The following is a 19,224-nucleotide window of genomic DNA, read 5'->3' on the forward strand; positions in this document are numbered from 1 at the left end:
ACGGCTGCGGCACTTTCAATGCATGCGGTTCAAATCAAAGGTAGTCAGCTGAGCACGCGGTGACGCCAGGCCGGCAGGCTTTGCCGGACTTCGTCGATGCGTGAGCGCTCGATATTGCCCTCGACGACGCCCGCGCCTTCGTCGCGCACGTCGATGATTTCGCCCCACGGGTCGATCAGCATGCTGTGGCCCCACGTGCGCCGGCCATTCTCGTGCTTGCCGCCCTGCGCGGCGGCGAGCACGTAGCACTGGTTCTCGACGGCACGCGCGCGCAGCAGCGTTTCCCAGTGCGCGCGGCCCGTCGTGTACGTGAACGCGGACGGCACGACGATCAGCGCGCAGTCGCCCATGCGCCGGTACAGCTCGGGAAAGCGTAGATCGTAGCAGACCGACAGGCCCACGCGCCCGAACGGCGCGTCGAACGTGCGGACGGTGTCGCCGGGACGGATCGTGCGCGCTTCGTCGAACGATTCCTCGCCCTTCTCGAAGTTGAACAGGTGGATCTTGTCGTAGCGCGCGGCCTCGTTGCCTTGCGGATCGAACACGAGCGTCGTGTTCAGCACGCGCGTCGCTTCGGGCGCCGTCAAAGGCAGCGTGCCGCCGATCACCCACACCTTGTGCCGGCGCGCAGCGTCGGCGAGAAAGCGCTGAATGGGGCCGTCGCCGTAGGGTTCGCGCACGGTGAGCTTGTCGGTGTCCTTGTAGCCCATGAAGCAGAAGTACTCGGGCAGGAGGACGAGTTGCGCGCCATCGGCGGCGGCTTGCGCGATCAGGCGTTCGGCATCGGCGAGATTGCGGTCGCGCTCCGGCGTGCTCACCATCTGCAGCGCGGCGACGCGGAAGGGGCAAGCGTGAGGAGATGACTTCGCGGACTGCGTGTTCAGGTCGCTCATAGGCGTTCGAAAGACTCCTGCCAAAAGGCTCCGGCCAAATGGATCGGCGCAAAGGCACGGCACCGGGGCACTGCGGATAAGGGATGCCAGCAGCGGCTCTGCACTTCCGGGTGGCCGACACGGGCACGTGCCATGCAGTGCCCGAGCGGCTCAGGCGTGTGATTCGCTCAGTTGGGCGCCGCGACGGCGGCCGGCGCGTTCATATTACCGCGATCGGTGTGGACCCGCTCGACGTGCGGCTTGGCCCACGAACCCGTGATCGCGTAGTCGACCGCGAACGCATGCTCGATCGAATGCGACAGCGCGATATCGGCGACCAGCGCGCCCAGTCCGAGCAGCGGATTGATCACGGCTGCCGCGACCACGCCCGCGCCCGCGCTGACGGTCGGCACAATATGCACCTTCAGGTCCTGCGTTTCGTGCGGCAGGTCGACGGAGCCCTTCATTTGGGCGCGCGCGGGCGCCGTCACCATCTCGAAGTCGTTCGTCGTGCCGATGCCGTTCTCGACGCGTGCCGTGCCCGTCACGTGCTCGAACGGCAGCCCTTCGCCGATCACGTCGCGGAAATCCATCGTCGCGTAGCGCGCGAGGCTTTGCAGGCTCAGCACGCCGAGCAGCTTCGCGACGCCCGGATCGACCTTGAGAATCTGCCCGTGCCGCAGATCGGCGGCGAGGTTGCCGTTGAGCGTCGGATAGTCGGGTTTCGTCGGACCGCCGCGCCAGGCGAGCTTGCCCGACACCGATCCTTCGCCCGCCTTCAGCGTGCGCGGCAGTCCCGCGCGCTCGAGCAGGGCGCCCGCATCCTTGATGTCGAGGCTGAAATCGAGTTCGGTGCTGCGTTCGGCCTCGTCGTCCTGGTTCGCGCCGTAGTTGCGGCCCGTGCGCCAGTTCGCTGTCGCCTTGAGCGTCGCGGCCGGGTTGCTGATATCGAGCGAATCGAGTTGCCAGACGGGCGTGCCGTTGTCCTCGAAGTTGTGCGCGTTGACTTCGAGCTTGCCTAGATTGCGCCCGCGCACGATCAGCTCGTTGACGACGAGATCTATCGACGGAATGTTCTGCGCCGGCTGGTTGATGGCCGGGCCGAGCAGATCGTTTTCAGCCACGGATGGAATCACGAGCCGCGCGAGGCGCGCCTGCAGCGTGCCCGGCGAACCCGGCGAACCCGGCGTCGCGCCCGGCAGCCACGACACGTGCCCCGACACCTGATTCGATGCGATGTTCGCCTGCCACTGCTTGTCGTAGTGCGACGCGCCGACCACCACGCTTTCCCAGCGGCGCTTGAGCAGCGTCAGCGTGCCGATGTGCACGGCGAAGCGGTTCGGCATGAACTGCACGGCCGTCGCGCTGGGCGGCATCGGCGCGACGCCTTCGTTCGCCTTGCGCATCTGCACGAAGAGGGCGCGCCAGGCGTCGGCGTCGAGCGCGTCGATGTCGACGGCGGCCGTCACGCCCTCCGACGGCAGATCGGCCGGCCGGTTCACGCCGACGGCGCCGCGCACGACTTCGGGCGGCTGGCCGGGCGCGTGCCGGAGCAGATAGGTCGCCGCGATCGGGCCGAAGGTGAGATCGGCGCGCTGCAAGGTATTGCCGTTGCCTTCCGCGACGGCGCTGCCGCCTTCGTTTGCAACAGTCGGCCGGAACGTGAAATCGAGCGGCATCGGCGTGCCGACCGGCTTGTTGAACGGCGCGGGGAAATCGAGCGCGAGCCCCGTCAGGTCCGAATGAACGGCGACATCCGGCAAGCGGCCTTTGGCGCCGCGCACGCTCATGTCATACGGCGCGCTGCCGTTCATCCGCGTCAGCACTTGCGCGGGCAGGCCGCGCAGATTCAATCCGCGAGCGGCATCGACGGCGACCTGCCCGGACACGTCGAGTGCATACGCGCCGCTTGCGTTCAGTCCGCCTTTCGCGCGCACGTCGCCACCCATGAACTGCCCCGTGAGCCCGTCGACCTGCGCCGTGTGCTCGGTGAAGCGCACCTTGCCGCGCAGTTGCGACAGCGGCGGGACGTTATCCATCGAGAGCCTGTCGTTCTCGAACGCAAGCGCACCTTCCACGGCGACGCGCGGCTTCGGCGGCGCGCCGGGCGGGGGCAACGTGCGCGGCACCGTCAGTTTGAGCGCGAGCGCGGCGGGGCCGTCGGCATGGAGCTTTTCCGTCTGATGTTTCGCCATGCCGCCGAGCGCGCTGTTGTTCACGTAGTCGAGCATGTCGGCGAGCGGCCCGTGCGCGTCGCCCGTGATGACGAGGCTCGATGCGCGCGTGCCCAGGTCGTCGATCTTGCCCGTCACGTTGTTCATCGCGATGCGCTTGTAATGGGCGCGCTCGGCGTCGAAGCGCAGCAGGTTCTCTTTCAGCTGGAACTCGCCGTCGATGCCGTCGAGCGCGGGCCATACGTTCGGCGCGCCGTTCTTCAGCGTGCGCGGCGGGTACGGCGACGGATCGAAGCGGCCGCCCTTGAACGGTGCGACGATACGGAAGACGCCCGCCTTCGGATCGCGCGAGTAGGGGAATTTGTCGAGATTGCCGTGAATCTCGATGGTCGCGCCGCGCGACATGCCCGCCTGCAAGCCGTGGCCCAGATAGATGCGCAGCTTTTCGCTGATGCTGGTCGGCAGATAGCGCGTGATGCGCGCGACCTGCGCGCGCTCGAACTCGGCTTTGAGATCGAGCGAGCCGCGCCCGCTGCCGATGTTCGAATAGCTGGCCGTCGCCTTCGCGGCCGTGTCCGCGTTCGACACCTTCATTTCCGACACCTGCACGTCGAATGCCTTGTGCCGTTGCCCCGGCGCGACGGCGGGCGCGATCGTCCACGTGCCTTTGCCGCTCAGATGGTCGAACGTCAGGCGCGGATCGTCGAACACGCCGGGCATCGTGATCACCGCGTTCGCCGTGTCGATGGTGAGCGCACCGTGCCGTTCGTCGGCGTCGACGTTGCCCCACAGATTCTCGATGCCCGGGATGCCCGCGCGCGGGTGATTTCTCGCGGTGAGGCCAGGCGGCGGCTCCTGCGCGGCGATGCTGATGCCTTGCAGGTCGCCCTTGAAGCGATAGCGGATGATCGGCTCCGCGCCCGGCTCGCGATGCTCGCTCGCGGCTTCGCCCGAATCGGGCTTGCCGCGCTCGACTTCGATCGTGTAGTCGGCGACGAGGCCGCGCGGGTTGTAGCGCACGAGGTTGTTCAACAGACGCCTCGGCAGCGGCAGCGCGCGGCTGAATTCCGCGAGGATGCCGAGGTCGACACGGTCGCCCGTGATGCTGATCAGCTGTCCGTGCTGGACGCTCGGCACCCGGTAACGGCTCGACAGCGTATGAAAGGCGAGGATGCGGGCGACGGGCGTGCCGTCGTCGAGCGGCGGCTGCCCGAGTTCGGCGCGCAGATCGCGTAGATCGAGCGTCCATTCGTCGGCGTCGTGCGCGACGGCCCACGAAAAACGCGCGACGGGCACATCGAGCTTCGGCTGCGTCGGCTTCACGCGCAGCGCGATGCTGTTGCCCGACAGCTCACCGGCCGCGGATCTCACGCGGCCTTGCGTGAACTGCAGCCAGATCGCGTTGTCGATGCGGCCCGCGTAGGTTTCGATCGGGAAATCCATGTAGCGGGCAAGCATCGGCAGATCGACGGGGCCCGTCGAGATATACGCCTCGCCCGTCCAGTTGATCGGCTTGCCCATCGCCCCGAGGCGCGCATGGCGAAAGTGCGCGCGAAAGTCGAGCGGGCCGAACAGCACCTTGCCGTCGGGCGGCGCCTGAAGCGCGAGCTTGTGATCGTAGCCGTCGCTGAGAATGGCGAGACGGATGTTCTGCAAGGCGATCTCGGGCGCGTCGCGGCGTGTATCGTGCCAGCGCAGCGTGCCGCCGCGCAGGATCATCGCCTGCTGGCGCAACAGCCACGTGCTGAACGTGTCGTTGCCCGTGTGAACCGTCGGCACCGTCACGCCCGCGATGGTGAGCGAGCCGTCCGTCTCGCGCTCGATGAGCAGGTCCGGCTTGTCGATGATCACGCTGGAAAGAATGGGCGCGAGCTTCCAGACGGACGACCACGACACGGTCGCGCTCGCATGCGGAATCATCAGTGCGACCTTGCCGTCGCGATTGGTGATGGTGACGTTGGTGGCTTCGAGTCCTGGCTGGAAGCCTGTCCAATGCGGCGCGAGTTTGCCGATCTTGAGCTGGGCGTGGATCTTTTCGGAGACGGCTGCCTCGATTCTCGGCCGGAAGGAGTCGGCGTACGGCAGCACGAGGTAACGCAGGCCGAGCACGGCCAGCAGGACGACGAAGTACAGGAAGAGCGCAATGGAGAGCAGGACTCGCAGCGTGTGGCGCAGCACCGCATGATCGCTTCCGCCTACGGGCTTGACGCGTCCGGCTTCATGCGGGTCGGCGGATGAGTTTCGCTCGGACATGCTGCGACGGGGTAGGCATATGGTAGTTTTGCGGTTCTAACGACGAAATGTATCACACGGGCCAGCGGCCAAGGCCGTGAGGCGCGGTGCGTGTGCGCGAGGCCACACGGGGCGCCGGCGGCTTGCGCGAGCAATGGCCGCGATAACCCTGAGCCTCAAACGAGCAACAAGCGAGCCAGATCTTTGATGACCGAACCATCCCTGTTGAGTTCCAGCTATTCGCACTACGCGTCGCGTGCCTATGCGGCGCAACCCGGTCTCGCGGCGCGCGTCGCGGCGCTGGCGGCGGCGCCCATCATCCGGCAGCGCATCGAGGCGCGGCTCGACGCGCTTGCCGACGCATTGCGGGCGGCGCCCAATGCGCCTCTTTCCGAAGACGCGTTGAAAAAGGCGCTGCGTCAGCTTCGTACTGAAGTGTTTTGCGCAGTGATGGAGCGCGACCTGACGGGCGCGGCCGACGTGGCCGAAGTGACGGGCACGATGACCGACCTCGCCGAAGCGACCATCCAGCGCGCGATGGCCGTCGTTTCAGCCGATCTGGAAGCGCTCTTCGGCGAGCCGCGCGGCTCGCAGGGCGAGCGGCTGTCGCTCGGCGTGGTCGGCATGGGCAAGCTGGGCGGGCGCGAGCTGAACGTGTCGTCGGACATCGACCTGATCTTCGTCTACGAAGACGACGGCGAGACGACGGGCGGCCAGCGCTCGCCCATCGCGACGCAGGACTTCTTCACGCGACTCGGCAAGCGGCTGATTGCGGCGCTCGCCGAAGTGACGGCCGACGGCTACGTGTTTCGCGTCGACATGCGGCTGCGGCCGAATGGCGATTCGGGGCCGCTCGTGTGCAGTCTCGGCATGCTCGAAGAGTATTTCTACGTGCAGGGCCGCGAATGGGAACGCTACGCCTGGATCAAGGGGCGGCTCGTGTCCGCGATGGCAAGCGAGTCGGCGCGCAGGCTCTCGAAGCAGCTCGACTCGATCGTGAAGCCGTTTGTGTACCGGCGTTACCTGGACTTCGGCGTGATCAGCGCGATCCGTTCGCTTCATCTGCAGATTCGCCAGGAAGCGCAGCGGCGCGCGTCGATGCGGCCAGACAAGGCTGACGACATCAAGCTCGGCCGCGGCGGCATCCGCGAGATCGAGTTCAGCGCGCAGGTGTTCCAGCTGATACGCGGCGGCCAGGATGCGGGCTTTCGCGTGCGTCCGACGCTCGCCGTGCTGACGCACGCGGCCGCGCGCGGTCTCGTTTCGCCGGAAGTGTGCGCGGATCTGTCGAGCGCGTATCTGTTCCTGCGCGAGCTCGAGCACCGCTTGCAGTACCGCAACGACGCGCAGACCCACGCGATGCCCGTCGATCCCGGCGAGCGCGCGCATCTCGCGAAGTCGATGGGCTTCGACGATTACGCGTCGCTGATGGCGAAGCTCGAAGCGCATCGCGAGCTGGTCGAACAGCAGTTCGACCAGATTTTCGCCGACAAGGTGAGCGGGCAGGGCGGCTGCGGCGCGCCCGAAGACGGCGCGGCGGCGTGGGTGTGGAGCAGCGCGCTCGCCGACGACGGCGCCGACGAAGCGCTCGTTGCGCGCCTCGTCGAGCTGGGCATCGACGCGCCAGGCGATCTGCTGGCGCGTCTGAAGGCCGTGTGGCAGTCGTCGCGCTATGCGGGTCTCGCGGAGCGCAGCCGGGAGCGCTTCGACATCGTCGCGCAGCGCGCGCTCGAGGCCGCGCGCACACTGGAGCCGCCCGAGCGGCGCGCCGATATTCTCGTGCGCCTGTTCGATCTGCTCGAAGGCGTCGGACGGCGCGGCGCGTATCTCGCGCTGCTGACGGAGTATCCTCAGGCGCTGCATCGCGTGCTGTCGGTGCTGGGCGCGTCGCGCTGGGCGGCCGGCTATCTGATCCGCCATCCGCAATTGCTCGACGAATTGCTCGACGACGAAGCGATGGCCAGTCCTTTCGACTGGCCCGAGTTCAAGCGCGCGCTGCGCGCGCGGCTCGCGGCGGCCGATGGCGTCGAACAGCAGATGGACCTGCTGCGCCACGCGCATCAGGCCGAAGTGTTCCGCATTCTGCTGATCGATCTGGCGGGCAAGCTGAGCGTCGAGCATGTCAGCGACCGCCTGTCCGAACTCGCGGACGCCGTGCTCGACGTGACGATCGAAGCCGTCTGGAACCAGCTTGCCAAGCGCCATCGCGACGTGCCGCGCTTCGCGATCATCGCGTACGGCAAGCTCGGTGGAAAGGAGCTCGGCTACGCATCGGACCTCGATCTGATCTTTCTCTACGAAGACCCGGACGACAACGCATCCGACATCTACGCGACGTTCACGCGCCGTCTGATCACGTGGCTCACGACGGCGACGGGCGCGGGCATTCTGTTCGACGTCGATTTGCGGCTGCGTCCGAACGGCGAGTCGGGTCTGCTCGTGACGGACCTCGACGCATTCCGCCGCTATCAGCTGCGCGAAGGCGACGCGGCCAATACGGCATGGGTCTGGGAGCACCAGGCGCTCACGCGTGCGCGCTATTGCGCGGGCGATCCCGAGATCGGCGCGAAGTTCGAGGCGATCCGCGAGCAGGTGCTGACGACGCCGCGCGACGCGGCTGCGCTTGCCGCCGAGATCGTCGATATGCGCCGGCGTGTCGAAGAAGGCCATCCGAATCGCACCGAGTTGTTCGATCTGAAGCACGATCGCGGCGGCATGGTCGATATCGAGTTCGCCGTGCAGTACTGGGTGCTGCTACATGCCGCGCGCGATCCCGAGCTGATCCGCAACACGGGCAACATCGCGTTGCTGCGCGAAGTATCGCGCTTCGGCCTGATGAGCGGCGAGGAGGCGGATACCGTCGGCGCGGCTTACCGGACGTATCGCAAGCTGCAACACAAATTGCGGCTCGACGGCATGGAGAAAGCACGCGTCGAGCCGCGGACCGTCGAGAAGGAACGTGAGGCCGTGTTGCGCTTGTGGAAGCGGGTGTTTGGATAGTTGATGGCGCGGTGCTGCGGCGAGGGCGTTCGTTTCACTGCGCTTTCTGAGGACGAGCGCCGTTCGGGATTCAGGCTGTCGTGAGCATTTCCTTCGCGTGCTTGCGCGTGGTGGCCGTGATCTCCAGGCCGCCCAGCATGCGCGCGACTTCTTCGACACGGCTCGTCTTGTCCAGCGACGTGACGGTGCTGATCGTGCCGCCCTTGCCGTTGCCGCTCTTCGCGACCTGGTAGTGGTGATCGCCGCGTGCCGCGACTTGCGGCAGGTGCGTCACGCACAGCACCTGGCGATGCTCGCCCAGCTGATGCAGCAGGCGTCCGACCACTTCCGCGACGCCGCCGCCGATACCCGTGTCCACTTCGTCGAAGATCAGCGTCGGCGTGGGGCTCGCCGTGCTCGCGATCACCGCGAGCGCGAGACTGATACGCGCGAGCTCGCCGCCCGACGCCACTTTCGCGAGCGGCCGCAGCGGCACGCCCGCATGACCGGCGACGCGGAATTCGATCTGCTCCATCCCATGCGCGCCGCCTTCAGGCAGCGGCACGAGCGCGACTTCGAAGCTGCCGCCCGCCATCGACAGCTCCTGCATGCCCGTCGTCACGGCCGCGCCCAGCGCCTTCGCAGCTTTCGTGCGGGCCTTCGACAGCACCTTCGCTTCGGCGACGTACGCGTTTTTTGCCTTGGCCTCGGCGGCACGCAGCGCGTCGAGGTCGGCGGCGGCGTCGAGCTTCGCGAGTTGCTCGCGGCGCTCCTGATGCTCTTGCGGCAGCGTTTCGGGTTGCAGACGGAACTTGCGCGCAGCCGAATGCAGCGCGTCGAGGCGCTTTTCGACCTGAGCGAGCCGATCGGGATCGAGTTCGAGCCGCTGCGCGTAATGACTCAGCGAGTACGCGGCTTCCTGCAGCTGGATTTCGGCTGGCTCCAGCGCGGCGAGCGCGTCGTTCAGTTCGGGATCGATCTCGGCGAGATCACGCAGCTTCGAGATGATCGACGACAGATGCCCGATCATCGCGCCGTCGGATTCGGACAGCGCGGACAGCGCGCCCTGCACGCCGTCGATCAGATTCGCCGAATGCGACAGCCGCCGATGCTCCGCGTTGACCTCTTCCCACTCGCCGGGCTGCGGCGCGAGCTTGTCCAGTTCGGCGAGCTGCCACGCGAGCCGCTCGCGTTCCAGTTGCAGTTCGCGGTCTTTTGTTTGCGCTGTTTCGACGGCTTGCGCCGCGTCACGCCATGCACGCCACGCGCGTGTGACGGCAGCCGTCGTGTCGAGCAGCCCCGCGTGCGTATCGAACAGATCGCGCTGCGCGTCGGGCCGCATCAGGAGTTGATGCGCGTGCTGCCCGTGTATGTCGACGAGCATTTCGCCGACTTCGCGCAGTTGCGTGAGCGTCGCTGCCGTGCCGTTGATGAACGCGCGCGAGCGGCCGTTCGCATCGATCACGCGCCGCAGCATCACCGTGTCGTCATGTTCCGGTTCGCCCGCGGCGAGCGCCTGCTCGTCTAGCCATGCATCGACGAGCGGGTGCGTTTCGAACTCCGCCGTGATGTCCGCGCGCGCTTCGCCCGTGCGCACGACGCTTGCATCGGCGCGCGAGCCGAGCGCCAGCGCGAGCGCGTCGATCAGAATGGATTTGCCGGCGCCCGTTTCGCCGGAGAAGACGGTAAAGCCGCTGTCGAATTCGAGGTCGAGCGCGGCGACGATGACGAAGTCGCGTATCGAGAGGTGGCGGAGCATGGCTCGTCTGTCTGGCGTGGCTTTGCGTGTGATGGTTGGCGTTACAGTGTCTTGCTACGTTTGCGGGCGGTGCGGGCCGGTTCAGTCGTCAGGGTCGTCTTCGCGCGACGGGTACTCGTTCCAGTGCAGCTTCTTGCGCAGCGTCGCGTAATAGCTGTAGCCAACGGGGTGCAGGAACGGCACCGTATGGCGCGAGCGGCGCACGTCGATCGTATCGTTCAGTTCGAGCGCGGTGAACGACTGCATATCGAAGTTCACGTTGACGTCGCGGCCCGAGATGATCTGGATGCTGACCTTCGAATCGTCGGGCAGCACGATGGGACGGTTCGACAGCGCGTGCGGCGCGATCGGCACGAGCACGAGGCCCTGAAGCTGCGGATGCAGGATCGGCCCCTGCGACGACAGCGCATAAGCCGTCGAGCCCGTCGGCGTGGCGACGATCAGACCGTCCGAGCGCTGGTCGTACATGTAGCGCCCGTCCACCGATACGCGCAGTTCCGCCATGCCCGAAAAGCCCGAACGGTTCACGACGACGTCGTTGAATGCGAGCGCGTGATAGATCGGCTGGCCGGCACGCATGATCCGCGATTCGAGCAGCGTGCGCTCTTCGCGCTCGAAGCTGCCCGACAGCATCTGCGGGATGATCTCGCGCATGTCGGAGAACGGGATGTCGGTGATGAAGCCGAGCCGCCCGTGGTTGATGCCGATGAGCGGCGTCTTGTACGGTGCCAGTTGGCGGCCGATGCCGAGCATCGTGCCGTCGCCGCCGAGCACGATCGCGACGTCCGCGCGCGCGCCGATCTCGGCGGGACGCAGCATCGGCCAGCGCGTCACGCCGATTTCCTGCGCGGTTTCCGCCTCGAACGCGACCTCGAAGCCGAGCTTTTCGACGCACGTGGCGAGCGCGGTCAGCGGCTCTCCGATGCCCGGCGTATTGCTGCGCCCGACGAGCGCAACGGTCTTGAACTGGCTGTTAGCTTGCATGCCGGCATTACACCATAGGTGCGACCCGAAAAGAACCGTTGGCGGCGGGCGCGCCGGGCCGGCGGATGCCCCGTCGCCGCGCGCAACCGTCCAGCCATTGGCCGATTATCGTTAGAATGGTGAAGTCCTGATGACAGACGTGACGACTGCATAGGCGAACGAGCGGCGGCGCGAGCGCGGATGGGGTGCCGCGCGGCGCGTGGCCTGCTGCGGCGCACCCGTTGCGTTGCGTGCTGGCGTGTGTTTGCCGCTGTATGGACGGCTGTTCGGTTCGCTGTTCGGTCATTACGCTAAAATTTCCTCGCCATGCTAGATCCTCGCGCACAAACCCTCCTGAAAACGCTGATCGAGCGATATATTGCCGAGGGTCAGCCGGTTGGCTCGCGCACATTGTCGCGGTACTCCGGGCTCGAGCTCAGCCCGGCGACCATCCGCAACGTGATGTCCGATCTGGAGGAACTGGGCCTCGTCATCAGTCCGCATACGTCGGCGGGACGCATTCCGACGCCACGCGGCTACCGGCTTTTCGTCGATACGATGCTGACCGTCGAGCCCGCCGCCGACGACGATGCCGTGATGCGCGCGGTCAAGACCACGCTTCAGCCGGGCGAACCGCAGAAGGTGGTCGCAGCGGCGGCGAGCGTGCTGTCCAACCTGTCGCAGTTCGCGGGCGTGATCCTCACGCCACGCCGCAGCCACGTATTCAAGCAGATCGAATTCTTGCGCCTGTCCGACAAGCGCATCCTCTTGATTATCGTGACCCCCGAAGGCGACGTGCAGAACCGCATCATGGCGACGCAGCGCGATTTCACGCCGTCGCAGCTCACCGAGGCATCCAACTACATCAACGCGCACTTCGCGGGCCTGTCGTTCGACGAGGTGCGCCGGCGCCTGCGCGAAGAGATCGACGAATTGCGCGGCGACATGACGACGCTGATGCACGCGGCCGTCACCGCGAGCACCGACGTCACAGACACGGGCGAAACCGTGCTGATCTCGGGCGAGCGCAACCTGCTTGAAGTGGCCGATCTTTCTTCGGACATGGCGCGGCTGCGCAAGCTTTTCGATGTGTTCGATCAAAAGACGAGTCTCCTTCAGTTGCTCGACGTGTCGAGTCACGCGCAAGGCGTGCAGATATTCATTGGCGGCGAGTCGAATCTCGTCCCCATCGAGGAGATGAGCGTCGTAACCGCGCCGTACGAGGTGAACGGCCAGATCGTTGGGACGCTCGGTGTGATCGGGCCGACGCGTATGGCGTACAACCGCGTGATTCCCATCGTCGACATCACCGCGCGCCTGCTTTCGATGACGCTAAGCCAGCAATAAAGGCGCGCTGCATTCGTGGGCACATCGCCGCCGTCCTGATGGTCATCATGCGCGGCGTTTTTCGCCGTGCCAATTGGCCGAATGGCCAGGTATCGGCGGAAGACCGCGCCGCTATAATGTTCTCCAGCCCAATACGTTCGATACGACCATTACGTGCCGCGCCTGCGCGGCGTATCTCCCGCCTATGCGCTTCGACCTCGAGCGACCTTCGCAGCCTGCCGCGGCACATCGTGTCGCCGTACTGCTCATCAACCTCGGTACGCCCGATGCGCCGACGCCTCGCGCCGTGCGGCGCTATCTCGCGCAGTTCCTGTCCGATCCGCGCGTGGTCGAGATTCCATCGTTCCTGTGGCAGATCATCCTGCGTCTGCTGATCCTGCCGTTTCGCGGCGTGGCATCGGCGAAGAAGTACGCGGCCGTGTGGATGCAGGAGGGCTCGCCGTTGCGCGTGCATACGGAGAAGCAGGTGGAAGGGCTGCGGCATCTGCTGCAGGTGAACGATTACGCGGTGATCGTCGATTACGCGATGCGCTACGGCACGCCCGGCATTCCCGCGATGCTTAACCAGCTCAAGCTGGCAGGCGCCGAGCGCATCCTGCTGATGCCGATGTACCCGCAGTATTCGTCGTCGACCACGGCCACAGCCTTCGACGATGCATTCGCCGCGCTCAAGCGGATGCGCAACCAGCCGGAAATCCGCACCGTACGCCAGTACGCGGACCATCCCGCATATATCGCGGCGCTGGCCGCGCAGGTGAACCACTATTGGCACACGCATGGCCGTCCCGATTTCGCGGCGGGCGACAAGCTCGTGTTGAGCTTCCACGGCGTGCCGAAGCGCACGCTCGACCTGGGCGATCCGTATCACGAGCAATGTCAGCAGACGGCGTCGCTGTTGATGCACGCGCTCGGGCTCTCGTCCGTCGAGTGCCGCGTGACGTTCCAGTCGCGTTTCGGCAAGGCGGAGTGGCTGCAGCCTTATACGGCGCCGACACTGAAGGAGCTGGGCGCGGCGGGCGTGCGTCGCGCGGATGTGTTCTGCCCGGGCTTCACGGCCGACTGCCTCGAGACCATCGAGGAAATCGGCATGGAAGTGCGTGATGAATTCATTCATGCGGGCGGGAAAGTTTTTCACGCGATTCCCTGTCTGAACGCGTCGCCGGCATGGATCGCGGCGCTCGGCGAAATCGTCGCGCAGCATCTGCAAGGCTGGCCGGTTCAGGCGAACGCGCCTCAAAACGCATCCGTGGCTTGAAATTCCGTGTCCGGCATGCAATGTGCATTCATGTGCGGCTGACGTCTTTCCAGACGTGCTCCGTATGACCGCGCCTCGGGCGCTCGAAGAAGGACTGATGAACTACAAGATTTCCACCGAACCTGGCGCGCGCTTGCGCATCGACAAATGGCTGTGGGCCGCGCGCTTCTTCAAGACGCGCTCGCTCGCGGCGGACGCCGTCGAGAAAGGCCGGGTGCGGATCGGCGGTGCGGCCGTGAAGCCGGCGAAGGATGTGCGCGTCGGCGATATGGTCGAGATCGAAATCGAACGGATCGTGTGGCAGGTCGAGGTGCTCGGCGTATGCGACGTGCGCGGCCCGGCGAGCGTCGCGCAGACGCTTTACGCGGAAACCGAAGAGAGCAGGCAGAAGCGCCAGATCGAGCACGAGCGGCGCAAGACGTATCGAGAGCCGGCCGCCGGATTACATGGCCGGCCGACCAAGCGCGACAGACGCGTTATCGACAAAATTTCCAGTAGGGGTTGAACAGCTGTTCGATCGTCGCGTGCACGCCGCCGTACTCGGTGGTGCGGTCGTTGACGGCCCCGGACATGCAGATGGTCGTCGTGCCTGCAATGAGTACCATTGCGACCACCGAAATAGCGAAGGTCAGTTTCACGGTACTCCCCTTGGAGATTGCAAGCGGAAACGGGCAGTTCAGCCAGTGGTAAGGTGGGCGTCAGGTTAGGGTTAACGTGCCTTTTCGGACGCTCAAGATGAGTTTAGGACACTCGCGCAGCGCGCTCAATCTTATTATGATGACGCGCCTGAAATGCTTGTTACCGCGCATTTCCGGGCGTCTGCAAGGTGCAAAAAGACCTGCGGGTGCCTTGAAATACGGCGTATGCGCCCTAACTTGAATGGTTGATGCGCGGCCGGCGGGTGTAGCGGCACGACGCCCATCGGGTGATCCGCATGACCCTGCCGCCGTTTCTTGGCCTTAATTTTTTGAATTTCAGCGACATGGAAAACACGCAAGAGAAACCGACGAGCCAGAACCCCACGCCCGCCGACGAAGCGCGCCAGGCCGCAGAAGCTGCATCGGGCGAGCAGCAGGCACAGCAGCCGGAAGCGGGTGCTGCCGAACAGCCGGCGCAAGCCGCGCAGGCAGGTGTCGACGCCGCGCTGGCGGAAGCTCAGGCGAAAGTAGCGGAACTGCAGGAAAGTTTCCTGCGCGCGAAAGCGGAGACGGAAAACGTCCGCCGCCGCGGCCAGGAAGACGTCGCGAAGGCGCACAAATTCGCGATCGAAAGTTTTGCCGAGCATCTGCTGCCCGTCGTCGACAGCCTCGAAGCCGCCGTTGCGCATTCGACCGACGATCTGGCCAAGGTGCGCGAAGGCGTCGAACTCACGCTGCGTCAGCTGACGGGCGCGCTCGAAAAGGGCAAGGTCGTCGCGCTGAACCCGGTCGGCGAGAAGTTCGATCCGCATCGCCATCAGGCTATTTCAATGGTGCCGGCCGAGCAGGAGCCGAACACCGTCGTCTCCGTGCTGCAAAAGGGCTACGTGATCGCAGATCGCGTGCTGCGTCCGGCGCTGGTGACGGTCGCGGCGCCCAAGTAAGCGCCTGTCCGTACCGACATGGCCGGCATACCCGTCGACAGCGCCGCGTTCGCGGCCTTCGACATGCAGGAACTCACCGCTGAGACCTTCGACGTCGGGCTGCAGTCCGCGGGGGAGGATCTGGCCGTGGTGTTTTTCTGGGGGCTCGACTGCTATAACTGCGAGATCGCGAAGAAGGCGATGCTCGCGCAGCCGGACGCGATCCGCGCGCTCGGCCTGCGGTGGTTTCACAGCAACGTCTACGAGCATCGCGATCTCGGCCGGCGCTTCATGCTGCACGGCGTGCCGACGTGGTTCTTCTTTCATCGCGGCAAGCGCCTCGGCCGGGCGACCGGCTGGCACGGCCTTACGCAGTTCGAGGCGGCCGTCGCAGCGGCTCGTGAGAAAATTCGCGCGGCCGGCGTAGGCACGGCCGGTCTAGGCGCGTCCGGCGTAGGCACGGCCAGACAAGGCGCGTCCGGCGCCGGGGCAGCGGCCGGCTCGGGCGCATCCGGCCCGGGCGCCGCTGGCGAGACCGGCAAACCAGCCTCGGACAACGGCCGTACCGATTGAAAAAATTTAATGACCGCATCGTATTTGGGGTCTTGAAAACGATGCGGCTGCACTTATGTTGAGTGCAGGTTGAAATTCAGGGCGGGGCGCCCGGTGGCCGGATGGGCCAGCCAGCGATGCCCGCAACGATCAAAGTCAGGAGATTAGTAAAAATGGGCAAAATCATCGGCATCGACCTCGGCACCACCAACTCGTGCGTGGCGCTGATGGAAGGCAACCAGGTCAAGGTGATCGAGAACTCGGAAGGTGCTCGTACCACGCCGTCGATCATCGCCTACATGGACGACAACGAAGTGCTCGTCGGCGCGCCGGCGAAGCGTCAGTCGGTCACCAATCCGAAGAACACGTTGTACGCGGTCAAGCGCCTGATCGGCCGCCGCTTCGAAGAAAAGGAAGTGCAGAAGGACATCGGCCTGATGCCCTACAAGATCGTCAAGCACGATAACGGCGACGCATGGGTCGAAGCACACGGGCAAAAGCTCGCACCGTCGCAGGTGTCTGCCGAAGTCCTGCGCAAGATGAAGAAGACGGCTGAAGACTACCTCGGCGAGACGGTCACGGAAGCCGTCATCACGGTGCCGGCCTACTTCAACGACAGCCAGCGCCAGGCCACGAAGGACGCGGGCCGCATCGCCGGCCTGGAAGTCAAGCGGATCATCAACGAACCGACGGCGGCTGCGCTCGCGTTCGGTCTGGACAAGGCCGAAAAGGGCGACCGCAAGATCGCGGTGTTCGACCTGGGCGGCGGCACGTTCGATATCTCGATCATCGAAATCGCGGACGTGGACGGCGAAAAACAGTTCGAAGTGCTGTCGACGAACGGCGATACGTTCCTCGGCGGTGAAGACTTCGACCAGCGCATCATCGACTACATCATCGGCGAGTTCAAGAAAGAGCAGGGCGTCGATCTGTCGAAGGACGTGCTCGCGCTGCAACGCCTGAAGGAAGCCGCTGAAAAGGCGAAGATCGAGCTGTCGTCGGGTCAGCAGACGGAAATCAACCTGCCGTACATCACGGCGGACGCATCGGGTCCGAAGCACCTGAACCTGAAGATCACGCGCGCCAAGCTGGAAGCGCTGGTCGAAGACCTGATCGAGCGCACGATCGAACCGTGCCGCATCGCGATCAAGGACGCAGGCGTGAAGGTCGGCGAAATCGACGACGTGATTCTCGTCGGCGGCCAGACGCGCATGCCGAAGGTGCAGGAAAAGGTGAAGGAGTTCTTCGGCAAGGAACCGCGCCGTGACGTGAACCCGGACGAAGCCGTCGCTGTCGGCGCGGCGATCCAGGGCCAGGTGCTGTCGGGCGACCGTAAGGACGTGTTGCTGCTCGACGTGACGCCGCTGTCGCTGGGCATCGAAACGCTCGGCGGCGTGATGACGAAGATGATCAACAAGAACACCACGATCCCGACGAAGCACGCTCAGGTGTATTCGACGGCGGACGACAACCAGTCGGCCGTGACGATCAAGGTGTTCCAGGGCGAGCGCGAAATGGCGGCGGGCAACAAGCTGCTGGGCGAGTTCAACCTGGAAGGCATTCCGCCCGCACCGCGCGGCGTGCCGCAGATCGAAGTGACCTTCGACATCGACGCGAACGGCATTCTGCACGTCGGCGCGAAGGACAAGGCGACGGGCAAGGAAAACCGCATCACGATCAAGGCGAACTCGGGTCTGTCCGAAGCCGAGATCGAGAAGATGGTGAAGGACGCGGAAGCGAACGCGGAAGAAGATCACAAGCTGCGTGAACTGGCGGATGCCCGCAACCAGGGCGACGCGCTGGTCCACAGCACGAAGAAGGCGCTCACCGAGTACGGCGACAAGCTGGACGCGGGTGAGAAGGAAAAGATCGAAGCCGCGCTGAAGGATCTCGAAGAGACGCTGAAGAACGGCTCGAGCGACAAGGCTACGATCGAAGCGAAGATCGAGACGGTTGCGACGGCGTCGCAGAAGCTCGGCGAAAAGATGTACGCGGACATGCAGGCGCAAGGTGCAGCAGGCGCCGCGGGTGCGGGTGGCGCGGCCGGCGCGGAAGCTTCGGGCGCGAGCCAGCAGCAGGCCGACGACGTCGTGGACGCCGAGTTCAAGGAAGTGAAGAAGGACTAAGCCGGGTTGCTCTTTGACCGCAAGGCTGCGCATGGCGATATGCGCAGCCCGGCTGCAGGAGGTCGGCGTCTGACGGAAGTCTGGACGTTCGACCGGATCACGCGCCTGGCGAGCCTTTTTGGCTCTCCGGGCACATTTGTTTTATGGAGGGCGCGGCTTTTGACCCGTAATTGCGGTCGAGGCCCGAGCCTTACGAGTCGCGAGACTCCAGCATTCAAGAGGAGCCGCCGCGCCGCATTGCGCGGATGGCGTTGAACCGATATGGCGAAACGGGATTACTACGACGTTCTGGGCCTCGCAAAGAACGCGAGCGACGACGAAATCAAGAAGGCTTATCGCAAGCTCGCGATGAAGTACCACCCCGACCGCAATCCCGGCAACAAGGATGCGGAAGAGCATTTCAAAGAGGCGAAGGAAGCCTATGAAATGCTGTCGGACTCGCAAAAGCGCACGGCCTATGACCAGTACGGCCACGCGGGCGTCGATCCGAACATGGCGGGCGCGGGCGCTCAGGGTTTCGGCGGTTTTGCCGACGCATTCGGCGATATTTTCGGCGACATCTTCGGCCAGGCGGCGGGCGGTGGACGCGGCGGCCGCAGCGGTCCGCAGGTCTATCGCGGCGCCGACCTGCGCTACAGCATGGAAATCACGCTCGAGCAGGCCGCGCACGGTTACGATACTCAGATCCGCGTGCCGAGCTGGGTGTCGTGCGAAGTCTGTCACGGCTCGGGCGCAAAGCCGGGTACGAAGCCGGAGACGTGCCCGACCTGTAACGGCGCGGGCGCGGTGCGGATGTCGCAGGGCTTCTTCAGCATCCAGCAGACGTGTCCGAAGTGCCACGGCACGGGCACCTACATTCCTGAGCCTTGCACGCATTGCCACGGCGCGGGCAAGACGAAGGAAACCAAGACGCTGGAAGTGAAGATCCCAGCAGGCATCGACGACGGCATGCGCATCCGTTCGGCAGGCAACGGCGAGCCGGGCATCAATGGCGGTCCGTCGGGCGACCTGTACGTCGAGATTCACATCAAGGCGCACCCGGTGTTCGAGCGCGACGGCGACGACCTGCATTGCCAGATGCCGATTCCGTTCACGAAGGCAGCATTGGGCGGCGAGATCGAAGTGCCGACGCTCGCAGGGCGCGCGAGCTTCACGGTGCCGGAAGGCACGCAGTCGGGCAAGACGTTCCGTCTGCGCAGCAAGGGCATCAAGGGTCTGCGCTCGAGCATTGCTGGCGATCTCTACGTGCATGTGCAGGTGGAAACGCCCGTCAAGCTCACCGAGTCGCAGCGCGAGTTGTTGCAGCAGTTCGAGAAATCGCTGGTCGAAGGCGGCGCGCGTCACAGCCCGCAGAGCAAGAGCTGGTTCGACCGGGTCAAGAGTTTCTTCGACTAACGCGCTCTG

General features: G+C 65.3%; 12 protein-coding genes and 1 pseudogene. 8 read left to right on the forward strand and 5 right to left on the reverse strand.

Features of this window, described 5'->3' with window-relative positions; genetic code table 11:
- Positions 1-44: 44 nt before the first annotated feature.
- A complete protein-coding gene (locus BN2476_RS02545; RefSeq protein WP_087732592.1) occupies positions 45-893 on the reverse strand; it encodes a carbon-nitrogen hydrolase family protein in 849 nt (282 codons plus the stop codon).
- A 167-nt stretch (positions 894-1,060) separates the two neighbouring features.
- On the reverse strand, positions 1,061-5,299 hold the full coding sequence (locus BN2476_RS02550) for a YhdP family protein (RefSeq protein ID WP_087732593.1): 4,239 nt from the start codon (positions 5,297-5,299) through the stop codon (positions 1,061-1,063).
- Between the two features lie 186 nt (positions 5,300-5,485).
- On the opposite strand from BN2476_RS02550, the gene glnE reads away from it, so the two are divergent.
- Positions 5,486-8,278 carry a bifunctional [glutamate--ammonia ligase]-adenylyl-L-tyrosine phosphorylase/[glutamate--ammonia-ligase] adenylyltransferase gene (gene glnE, locus BN2476_RS02555; protein WP_087732594.1) on the forward strand — a complete coding sequence of 931 codons (2,793 nt, stop codon included), beginning with the start codon at positions 5,486-5,488 and terminating at the stop codon, positions 8,276-8,278.
- A 70-nt stretch (positions 8,279-8,348) separates the two neighbouring features.
- Here glnE and recN read toward each other — a convergent pair whose 3' ends face one another.
- Both recN and BN2476_RS02565 read right to left on the reverse strand, forming a co-directional pair.
- Complete coding sequence (gene recN / locus BN2476_RS02560) at positions 8,349-10,016, reverse strand: DNA repair protein RecN (protein ID WP_087732595.1); 1,668 nt, start codon at positions 10,014-10,016, stop codon at positions 8,349-8,351.
- An 81-nt stretch (positions 10,017-10,097) separates the two neighbouring features.
- Positions 10,098-11,000: an NAD kinase gene (locus BN2476_RS02565; protein ID WP_087732596.1), complete on the reverse strand. Its 903-nt coding sequence runs from the start codon at positions 10,998-11,000 to the stop codon at positions 10,098-10,100.
- A gap of 306 nt (positions 11,001-11,306) precedes the next feature.
- Here BN2476_RS02565 and hrcA point away from each other — a divergent pair, with 306 nt between their 5' ends.
- The 3 genes from hrcA (at position 11,307) to BN2476_RS02580 (ending at position 14,086) form a co-directional block, all read left to right on the forward strand.
- Entirely contained in the window at positions 11,307-12,326 is a 1,020-nt protein-coding gene (gene hrcA, locus BN2476_RS02570; RefSeq protein ID WP_087732597.1) for a heat-inducible transcriptional repressor HrcA, read from the forward strand.
- Positions 12,327-12,510: 184 nt separating this feature from the next.
- Positions 12,511-13,581 carry a ferrochelatase gene (gene hemH / locus BN2476_RS02575; protein WP_087732598.1) on the forward strand — a complete coding sequence of 357 codons (1,071 nt, stop codon included), beginning with the start codon at positions 12,511-12,513 and terminating at the stop codon, positions 13,579-13,581.
- A gap of 97 nt (positions 13,582-13,678) precedes the next feature.
- A complete protein-coding gene (locus BN2476_RS02580; RefSeq protein ID WP_087732671.1) occupies positions 13,679-14,086 on the forward strand; it encodes an RNA-binding S4 domain-containing protein in 408 nt (135 codons plus the stop codon).
- Here the strand turns inward: BN2476_RS02580 and BN2476_RS47135 are convergent.
- On the reverse strand, positions 14,058-14,219 hold the full coding sequence (locus BN2476_RS47135) for a hypothetical protein (RefSeq protein WP_162849223.1): 162 nt from the start codon (positions 14,217-14,219) through the stop codon (positions 14,058-14,060). The two genes, BN2476_RS02580 and BN2476_RS47135, sit on opposite strands and share 29 nt — an antisense overlap.
- Positions 14,220-14,563: 344 nt before the next feature.
- Here BN2476_RS47135 and grpE point away from each other — a divergent pair, with 344 nt between their 5' ends.
- The 4 genes and pseudogenes from grpE (at position 14,564) to dnaJ (ending at position 19,215) form a co-directional block, all read left to right on the forward strand.
- The gene (gene grpE / locus BN2476_RS02585) at positions 14,564-15,163 is read left to right on the forward strand and encodes a nucleotide exchange factor GrpE (protein ID WP_087732599.1); all 600 of its coding nucleotides are present in this window, start codon (positions 14,564-14,566) and stop codon (positions 15,161-15,163) included.
- An 18-nt stretch (positions 15,164-15,181) separates the two neighbouring features.
- A pseudogene (locus tag BN2476_RS02590) lies at positions 15,182-15,586 on the forward strand (thioredoxin family protein); the annotation flags it as partial.
- 281 nt (positions 15,587-15,867) lie between these two features.
- On the forward strand, positions 15,868-17,820 hold the full coding sequence (gene dnaK / locus BN2476_RS02595; RefSeq protein ID WP_087732601.1) for a molecular chaperone DnaK: 1,953 nt from the start codon (positions 15,868-15,870) through the stop codon (positions 17,818-17,820).
- 261 nt (positions 17,821-18,081) lie between these two features.
- A complete protein-coding gene (gene dnaJ / locus BN2476_RS02600) occupies positions 18,082-19,215 on the forward strand; it encodes a molecular chaperone DnaJ (protein WP_087732602.1) in 1,134 nt (377 codons plus the stop codon).
- The last annotated feature ends 9 nt before the right edge of the window (positions 19,216-19,224 follow it).

Source organism: Paraburkholderia piptadeniae (assembly GCF_900007165.1).
Lineage (GTDB): Bacteria > Pseudomonadota > Gammaproteobacteria > Burkholderiales > Burkholderiaceae > Paraburkholderia > Paraburkholderia piptadeniae.